This window comes from Treponema sp. UBA753, from assembly GCF_002297325.1.
Classification (GTDB): Bacteria; Spirochaetota; Spirochaetia; order Treponematales; family Treponemataceae; genus Treponema_D.
Map to the genome: position 1 here is coordinate 1 of NZ_DBKJ01000099.1, position 8,052 is coordinate 8,052.

The 8,052-nt window shown below is 38.0% G+C and carries 6 protein-coding genes; all 6 read left to right on the forward strand.

Features of this window, described 5'->3' with window-relative positions:
* A partial coding sequence (locus B4C08_RS08240; protein ID WP_296664344.1) for a restriction endonuclease subunit S occupies positions 1-1,272 on the forward strand: 1,272 nt, incomplete at its 5' end.
* A 112-nt stretch (positions 1,273-1,384) separates the two neighbouring features.
* The gene (locus B4C08_RS08245; RefSeq protein ID WP_296664345.1) at positions 1,385-2,632 is read left to right on the forward strand and encodes an AAA family ATPase; all 1,248 of its coding nucleotides are present in this window, start codon (positions 1,385-1,387) and stop codon (positions 2,630-2,632) included.
* Positions 2,633-2,687: 55 nt separating this feature from the next.
* Entirely contained in the window at positions 2,688-3,251 is a 564-nt protein-coding gene (locus B4C08_RS08250; protein WP_296664346.1) for an RloB family protein, read from the forward strand.
* 8 nt (positions 3,252-3,259) lie between these two features.
* On the forward strand, positions 3,260-6,346 hold the full coding sequence (locus B4C08_RS08255; RefSeq protein ID WP_296664347.1) for a type I restriction endonuclease subunit R: 3,087 nt from the start codon (positions 3,260-3,262) through the stop codon (positions 6,344-6,346).
* 74 nt (positions 6,347-6,420) lie between these two features.
* Entirely contained in the window at positions 6,421-6,672 is a 252-nt protein-coding gene (locus B4C08_RS08260) for a DUF2442 domain-containing protein (protein WP_296664348.1), read from the forward strand.
* Between the two features lie 130 nt (positions 6,673-6,802).
* On the forward strand, positions 6,803-7,744 hold the full coding sequence (locus tag B4C08_RS08265; RefSeq protein ID WP_296664349.1) for a hypothetical protein: 942 nt from the start codon (positions 6,803-6,805) through the stop codon (positions 7,742-7,744).
* The last annotated feature ends 308 nt before the right edge of the window (positions 7,745-8,052 follow it).

The following is an 8,052-nucleotide window of genomic DNA, read 5'->3' on the forward strand; positions in this document are numbered from 1 at the left end:
GGAAAAATCCCGGATGAGTGGACGACAAGGCAAATTAGATATTTGTTTGAAATTCGAGATGAGCGAAATTATAAACCTCTTTCTGAAGTAAATCTAATTTCAGTTTATACAGATAAAGGCGTTTTGCAGCATAACGATATTGAACAGACCACAGGAAATAAAGCACAAAATGCCGATGGATATAAGCATGTTTATAAAAACGATTTAGTTGTAAATATAATTCTATGCTGGATGGGTGCTTTGGGAATATCTGATTTTGATGGAGTAACAAGCCCTGCTTATGATGTTTATTCTCCTAAAAACTTAGATTTAATCTTTCCGAAATATTATCATTATTTATTCAGAACTCCACAATTTAATGGAAAATGTTATACAGAAGGTCGTGGAATTATGCAGATGCGGTGGAGAACTTATTCTTCAGAATTTAAGTCTATAAAAGTACCTTTTCCTCCGCTTTCCGAGCAGACAAAAATCGCAGGCTTTCTTGACAAGAAATGCGCCCAGATTGATTCGATAATCGAGGAGTCAAAAAAGTCGATAGAAGAGTACAAGGCATGGAAGCAGTCCGTTATTTTTGAGGCGGTTACCGGGAAAAACTTAAGCTGCAAAAAGAAAAACAGCGGAATTGAATGGCTCGGCGAGATTCCGGAAACGTGGGAAGTGCAAAGGTTAAAATCATATTTTAACTTTAAAAAAGGATTGCCGATTACAAAAGAAAATTTAAAAGATTCTGGAATTTCAGTTATTAGTTATGGTCAGATACATTCTAAAAATAATAATGGAGTTTCAATTTGTAATGAATTAATTCGATTTGTAGATAAATCTTATTTGAAATCTAATTCAGAATCACTTGTAAAGAAAGGCGATTTTATTTTTGCGGATACTTCTGAAGATTTAGAGGGCTGTGGAAATTGTGCATATGTTAATTCTGATGAAATTATATTTGCTGGTTATCATACAATTATTTTTTCATCAAAGTATCAGAATGAAAATAAATATTTGGCTTATTTATTTTTAACAGATGCTTGGAGAACACAAATTCGATGTAATTGTTCAGGGGTAAAATTATTTAGCATTACAAAGAAAATACTTTCAAAAGTAAGTATTATTCTTCCCCCGATTTCCGAGCAGGAATCCATCGCAAAATTCCTGGACAAAAAATGCGCCCAAATCGATTCCCTTATTTCAGAAAAACAGTCGCTCATAAAAGACCTTGCCGAATACAAGAAATCCCTGATTTTTGAAGCCGTAACCGGAAAAAGGAGAGTGTAAAATATATTTACTATCACTGTTTATTGTTAAAAGTAATTGAATTTTTGCGTAAATTTTGCAAAAATGGTGTTAATTTTTGCTTTTTCTGGCGATAATACAGAAGAGGTTTGTTATGATTATTGATTTTTCCATTGCAAATACATATTCAATCAGTGAGAAGCAAACGGTTAGTTTTCAGCCTTCCGGTTATGACGAGGCGGATTCTCTTCACTATATTGAAGTTGGGGGAACAAAGTTATTGAAAATGGCCTGTGTTTACGGGGCGAATGCCGCAGGCAAGTCAAATATTGCGCTTGCGCTAAGATTTTATCTTAACTTTATGATTTATTCTTTCTACAGCAGCAGGCCGAATTCAGAGATTCCTTTAATTCCTTTCCTTTTTACAGATGAGCAGATGGACTCTATTTGCGGAGAATTTGATTTGAATTTCTTTGTGTTGAGCAGCGAGGAAAGCCGGTATGTGAAATACAGCTACCGCTTGAAAATGAACCGTAAAAAAATTGTAGAGGAGTCATTAAGCTATTATCCTAAGAAACTTCCTAGGCTTATATTTAACCGCACAGAGAATAATATCGAATGGGGAAGCTCCGTAAAGGGCGCTAAAAAGTCTGTTGAAGATATTGTTATGCCGAACTGCACTGTCATTTCTGCCAGCTCTAAAACAAATCTTACAGTAATCAAGGATGTGTTCACTTATATTGCAGCTAGGTTTAAAGATTATATCGGAATTTTCCCGGACGGAATTTCTCAAGATATTTTAAAAAGACTTGATGAAGACGATTCGTTCAACAAAAAGGCTGTCGGTTTTTTGTCGTATTCAGATTTCGGCTCAATTTCCAATATTAAGGTTGAAACTGCAAAAAAAGAAAGTGTTAATCCAAATGATGATACTGCGGAAAAAAATGTAACTCGCCGCGCGACAGTTTTTCATCAATATAATGGCAGAAATTATCCTTTGCCTTTGGGCTTTGAGTCTTCCGGCACAATCAGACTGCTTGAACTTATAAAACCGCTCGTAGACTCTTGTGCAACTAGCATGGCAATAATCGACGAATTGGAATCTTCATTGCATCAGGATTTAGTTGAAGCCTTCTTGCGGTTATTTCTTGAATTGTCAAAAGACTCACAGCTGTTGTTCACAACCCACAATCAGGAACTGCTTGACTCTGGCTTGTTGCTGGATGATGAAGTCTGGTTTTGCGGCAAGACTGAAAAAGGAAACAGTGTTTATGATTCCATATCTGATTATTCAGGATTAAGGAAAGAAACTTCCAGAAAAAAACTGTATCAGGCTGGAAAATTTGGGGCCTTGCCTAATATTGATATTCAAAAGTTAAAGGATTTGTTCAATGGGCAGTAATATCAAATACAGAGCCAGAAAAAATAAGCCTGCTCAGAAGACAATGCTGCTGGTAGTGGAAGGCACAACAGAAAAGATATATTTTGAGCGTTTAAAAGGTTTTGAAAGATATTCTTCCTTGAAAATTCGGCCCGATCTTCCAAAGCATAGCAATTTAAGAACTTTATTGGATTATGCCAAAGAAGAGCAGAAATCAGGAGCTTATGATTATGTCTGGCTTGTTTTTGACAGGGATGTTCTGCTAACGCAAAAACTTCCGAAAGCGACATTGGACTTGATTAACAATCCTGACAAATTAAAGGGGCAGGGAATTGAAGTTGCAGATTCCATGCCTTGTTTTGAAGCATGGTTTTTATTGCATTATGTCCTGCCAAAACAGAATTATAAGAATCAAGATGTTTTAATAAAAGAGCTATGCAAATATATTTCTGGATATTGCAAGAAACAAGAATGGCTTGAAAAAAATGATATATATAAGCTCTTGAAGAATAATTTAAATGTTGCGTTAGAGAATGCAAAGCTATTGCGGGTTAGAAATCAAGATTCATATTCTGGTGATTATACTATGTGCAATGTGGATTTGCTTATTGATGAAATACAGAATTTGGGTAAAAAATAGGTTTAATTATGCCGGACACAGAAAAACAGTTTGAAGCAGACATTGAAAAATACTTAATCTCACAGGAAGGCGGCTGGACAAAATGCATTGATGCCGGCTACAGGGCCGGAAATGCCGACGGCTACGCGCTTGATATTGCGACCTTGATTGGATTCGTTAAGGATACTCAGCCAAAAGCCTGGGCGCGCTTTGAAAAAATGAATCCTGACAGCACGGAGCATAAGTTTTACCAGAGCTTTGAGGACGCGGTCAATAATGACGGAATGGTTTCTGTTCTGCGGCACGGATTCAAGCATTTGGGAATTGAATTCAAGGTGTGCTATTTTAAGCCGGAAAATGCGCTGAACCAGACTGCGCTTGAGCATTATAAGCAGAATGTGTGCCATTGTGTGCGCCAGTGGCATTATTCCACAGAAAACAATAACTCTGTTGACCTTATGCTTGCCGTGAACGGAATTCCGCTTGTTGCGGCCGAGCTTAAGAATCAGCTTACGGGGCAGAGCACGGACAATGCGAAAATCCAATGGATTAACGACCGCGACGCAAAAGAAAGCTGCTTCAAGTTCAATCACCGCGTTCTGGTTTTCTTCTGCGTTGATTTGTACAATGCCTTTATGGCGACAAAAAAGCCTGCAAAGGAAGACGATTTTCTGCCGTTCAATCAAGGCTCAAACGGAGCAGGAACTGACGGCGGCGCGGGAAATCCGCAGACTTTAGACGGCGACTATGTAACTTCATATATATGGAAAGAAGTTTTTCAGAAAGACAAGCTGCTGGAGCTTTTCCAGAAGTTCATTCATTTTGACAGGCACGAGGAAACTTTTATAAACGGCAATGGCAAAGAGGAAACTAAGCTTGTAAAAAGAATTATATTTCCGCGCTATCATCAGCTGGACGTTGTGCGTAAGATTATCGCCGATGCAAAGGAAAACGGCAGCGGAAAAAACTATCTGATTGAGCACAGCGCAGGCTCTGGAAAGAGCAACAGCATTGCCTGGATAGCTTACCGTCTTGCCTCTCTTTTTGATGACAATGACAGGCCGATGTTCAATTCTGTAATAATCATCACAGACCGCAAGGTTTTGGACCAGCAGCTTCAGGAAACTGTTTCCGGCTTTGACCACACGCTTGGAAGCGTAATCGCTATTGATGACAAGACCGAGGTGGACGGCGAGCGGAAATCGAAAGCCCTTAGAAATGCAATCAACGACGGAAAGCGCATAATAATCACAACCTTGCAGAAGTTTCCTGTTATCTACGAGCAGGTGGAAGGAACGGAAGGCAAAAAGTTCGCTGTTATTGTTGACGAGGCTCATTCAAGCCAGACTGGCGACAGCGCAAAGAAGCTTAAAATCGCGCTTGCAGACAAAACCGATGCTCTTAAGGAGTGGGAGGCAATAGAAGCGGAGGCTGAGGAAAAGTCAGATGACAGAGAGGACGAGCTTATAAGGGAAATGGCTTCCCATGGAAACCACAAGAATTTAAGTTTCTTTGCCTTTACCGCCACTCCAAAAAACAAGACGCTTGAAATGTTCGGCCAGAAGCAGACAGACGGAAGCTACAGGCCGTTCCATATCTATTCAATGAGGCAGGCCATAGAAGAAGGCTTTATCATGAATGTCCTTGAAAACTATACGACATATAAAAACTGCTACAAGATTATTCAGGAATCTCCGGATGATCCGCAGGTCTTTGCGTCAAAGAGCGCAAAACTTATCAGGCGTTATGAAGAGCTGCATCCGCATAACCTGCAGCAGAAAGCGCAGATTATTGTTGAAACCTATATGGACAGGACTCGAAACGCGATCAACGGACGCGGAAAAATGATGGTTGTTACCGCAAGCCGCCTTGCTGCCGTCCGCTATTTTCATGAGATAAAACGCTACATAGAAAATGAGGCAAAAAAAGACGAGGCGTATAAGAACCTTGAAATTTTCATAGCGTTTTCAGGAAGCCTGAAAGACCCGGAAGACCCTGCCGAAACGGAATACAAAGAAAGCTCGATGAACAAAGACCATAACGGAAATTCTGTTTCAGAAGCGCAGACAAAGCAGGTTTTCCATAACGAAGGAAACATTCTTATTGTAGCGGAAAAATATCAGACAGGATTCAGCGAAAGCTATCTTCATACGATGATTGTTGACAAGAAGCTCCGCGATGTAAAGGCTGTGCAGACTCTTAGCCGCCTGAACCGGACTTGCGACGGAAAGGAAGACACTTTTGTTCTGGACTTTGTTAATACAAAAGAGCAGATTCTTGAGGCGTTCCAGCCGTATTATCAGACAACAGAATTAAAGGAGGAGCTGAATAAAAACCTGATTTACAAGACGCAGAAAATGCTGCGCAGCTACAAGATTTACAATGATGAAGATATTAAAAACGTTACAGACATCTATTTAAAAGAAAAAAAGAATCCTTCACGGCAGGCAATGATTACAAACGCCTTGAAGCCTGTTGTTGACGGCTACAACGGCCTTAACCAGGAGCAGCGTTACCAGTTCAGAAAACTGCTTCGCTCGTTTGTAAAATGGTACAACTTTATTGCCCAGATAATCCGTATGTTCTCCAAAGACCTGCACCGCGAGTATCTGTTCTGCAAGTATCTTGAAAAACTTGTTCCGCAGGACAAGGAGACAATGATTGATATTACGAGCAAGATTAAGCTTGAATATTATAAGCTTGAAAAGACATTTGAAGGCGCTGTTGAGCTGAAGAAAGAGAACGGCGTTATTGAGCCGCAGCGGATAAAAAACAGTGTGGGCGAAAAGGAAAAGAAAACTCCGCTTTCAGAAGTCATAAAAAAGATAAACGAGGAATTCGGAGCAAAATTTACAGAGCGCGACCGCGTTATTTTTGAGGATGTCTACAACACAATGAGGCAGGACAAGAAACTGATGCAGTCGGCGCGCTCAAACGGCCGTCAGATGTTTGAGAACAATATAATGCCCAAGTCGTTTGATGACACTCTCCAAAATTCATACATGGAAAATATGGAAGCGTATCAGTCCTGGTTCGAGGACAAGCAGAAATACGAGTTTATGAAAAAGATGATGGCTGAGGCCTTGTACAAGGCGTTTATAAAAACAGCAAATTAGTTGCTTTCCCCCTGGGAACTTGCAAAGAACAAGGAAAACTTGGTGAAAATTCTTCCTCTGCAATAGGATCTTTTATGAATTCTGTTTGGACTGTAAAAAATGTAAAACCTCTAAATGGATATAGATTGCTTCTCACGTTTGAGCAAGGCGTAAAAAAGATTTTCGACATGAAGCCTTATTTGGAATACCCGATGTACAAACCTCTTGCGGATGTTTCGTTGTTTAATTCTGTTTGTACTAATGGTCAGACTGCTGTCTGGAATGATGACATAGATATTGCGCCAGAAACACTGTACGAAAATGGAGTTCTATATATAGAAAACTGAATTTCCCCTGCAAATCCGCTAAAAATATGTTATAATTTTCTTTGAGAATGAAATTCTTAAATTGAAAGTATGCAAAGCAATGTCTGGAGAAATTATTGAACCTGATGATTAATAGCGTAGGAGAAAAATAATGAGATTTGCTGTTTACGGTTTCTTTTTTGAACAGGCATTTTCTTTCAATGGTTTTAATTTTGAACCTAAAAAATATCATTTGCCATTTTGGGACGAAGTGAAAGTTTCAAAAGATAAGTATCATTATAATCTTACAGGCTATATTGAAACAAATGAAACTGATGCAAATGAATTCATTTTTTATATGCAGCCTGTATTAACGTTTGTGCAGCAGCAAGATGTAATTATTAAGCTGATAAAAGATGAAAACTGTATAAGTGATTCGTATGAAGCTGATTTTGAACGACGAGGTGCAAGTGCCCCTTTTTCAATGTATTTTGATATTCAGAAAGAAATTGTAGAGAAACTTTATTTAAAGCTTATAGATAAAAATGACTTGTGTAATATGAAAAAAGGTTCTGTTTTTGACACTGAACATAATTCAGAATTTAGAAGTTTGGTTTACAAAGTTACAGAACCATTTCATATGCGCAGACCGTGTATAGAAATAACATATTTTTTATGTTTTTCTGGACTAGAAGCTTTTTGCAAGCAGTTTTTGAAATCATATTATCCTAATATAAAGATTGAAAAAGAAGCAGGCAGAAATATTGCGCAAATGCTTGAAAAACTAAATATAAACTATATCCAATTATATACTGCTGATATGAATTATAATTTGAAGAAAAAAGAATTTTCAAAAGAAGATTTTTTAAGATTATCGTTGTCAACATATTCAAATTTGAGAAATAAATTGTTCCATGAGAATTTGTTTGTTGCGGAAACTGAATCATCAAATATCAAGGATAATAATAAATATCCGAAATCTGAAGTCCGAATTACAGATTATGAATATTATCTGCGAAGGCTGTGCAATGCGGTTATTCTAAAATATATAGGCCTTCAAAATACAAAATTAGACTGTTCAAAGTGGCATACAAGATTTCCATTGATAAAGTAAAGAAATCCGCTGAAAATCAGAAAAGAGATTGAGTCAACGGCTTTTTCAAAAGTCAATGTTGTTACAGAAAGTTCTTTGGAATCTTCCTCTGAAGAAACTGACGAAAATGAAGTTTCCGCATAGAACATCATTCTAGTTTTTGCCGTCGGCGGAAGTTGCTGTTTGCAAGCTGCTTCTGCTGGCGGTGATTTTTTTTACTAAGGACATGCTATAATTTATCAGATAGGCGATAATGGCAGAAAATAAAATATTCAAAAAAATAACCCAAAAATATCAACTGTTCATCTTTTCGCACCTTATTATTAATA

Coding starts and splice junctions, on each gene's coding strand:
- B4C08_RS08245 (WP_296664345.1), top strand. CDS start 1,385: ATGATTATTGATTTTTCCATTGCAAATACATATTCAATCAGTGAGAAG.
- B4C08_RS08255 (WP_296664347.1), top strand. CDS start 3,260: ATGCCGGACACAGAAAAACAGTTTGAAGCAGACATTGAAAAATACTTA.
- B4C08_RS08260 (WP_296664348.1), top strand. CDS start 6,421: ATGAATTCTGTTTGGACTGTAAAAAATGTAAAACCTCTAAATGGATAT.
- B4C08_RS08265 (WP_296664349.1), top strand. CDS start 6,803: ATGAGATTTGCTGTTTACGGTTTCTTTTTTGAACAGGCATTTTCTTTC.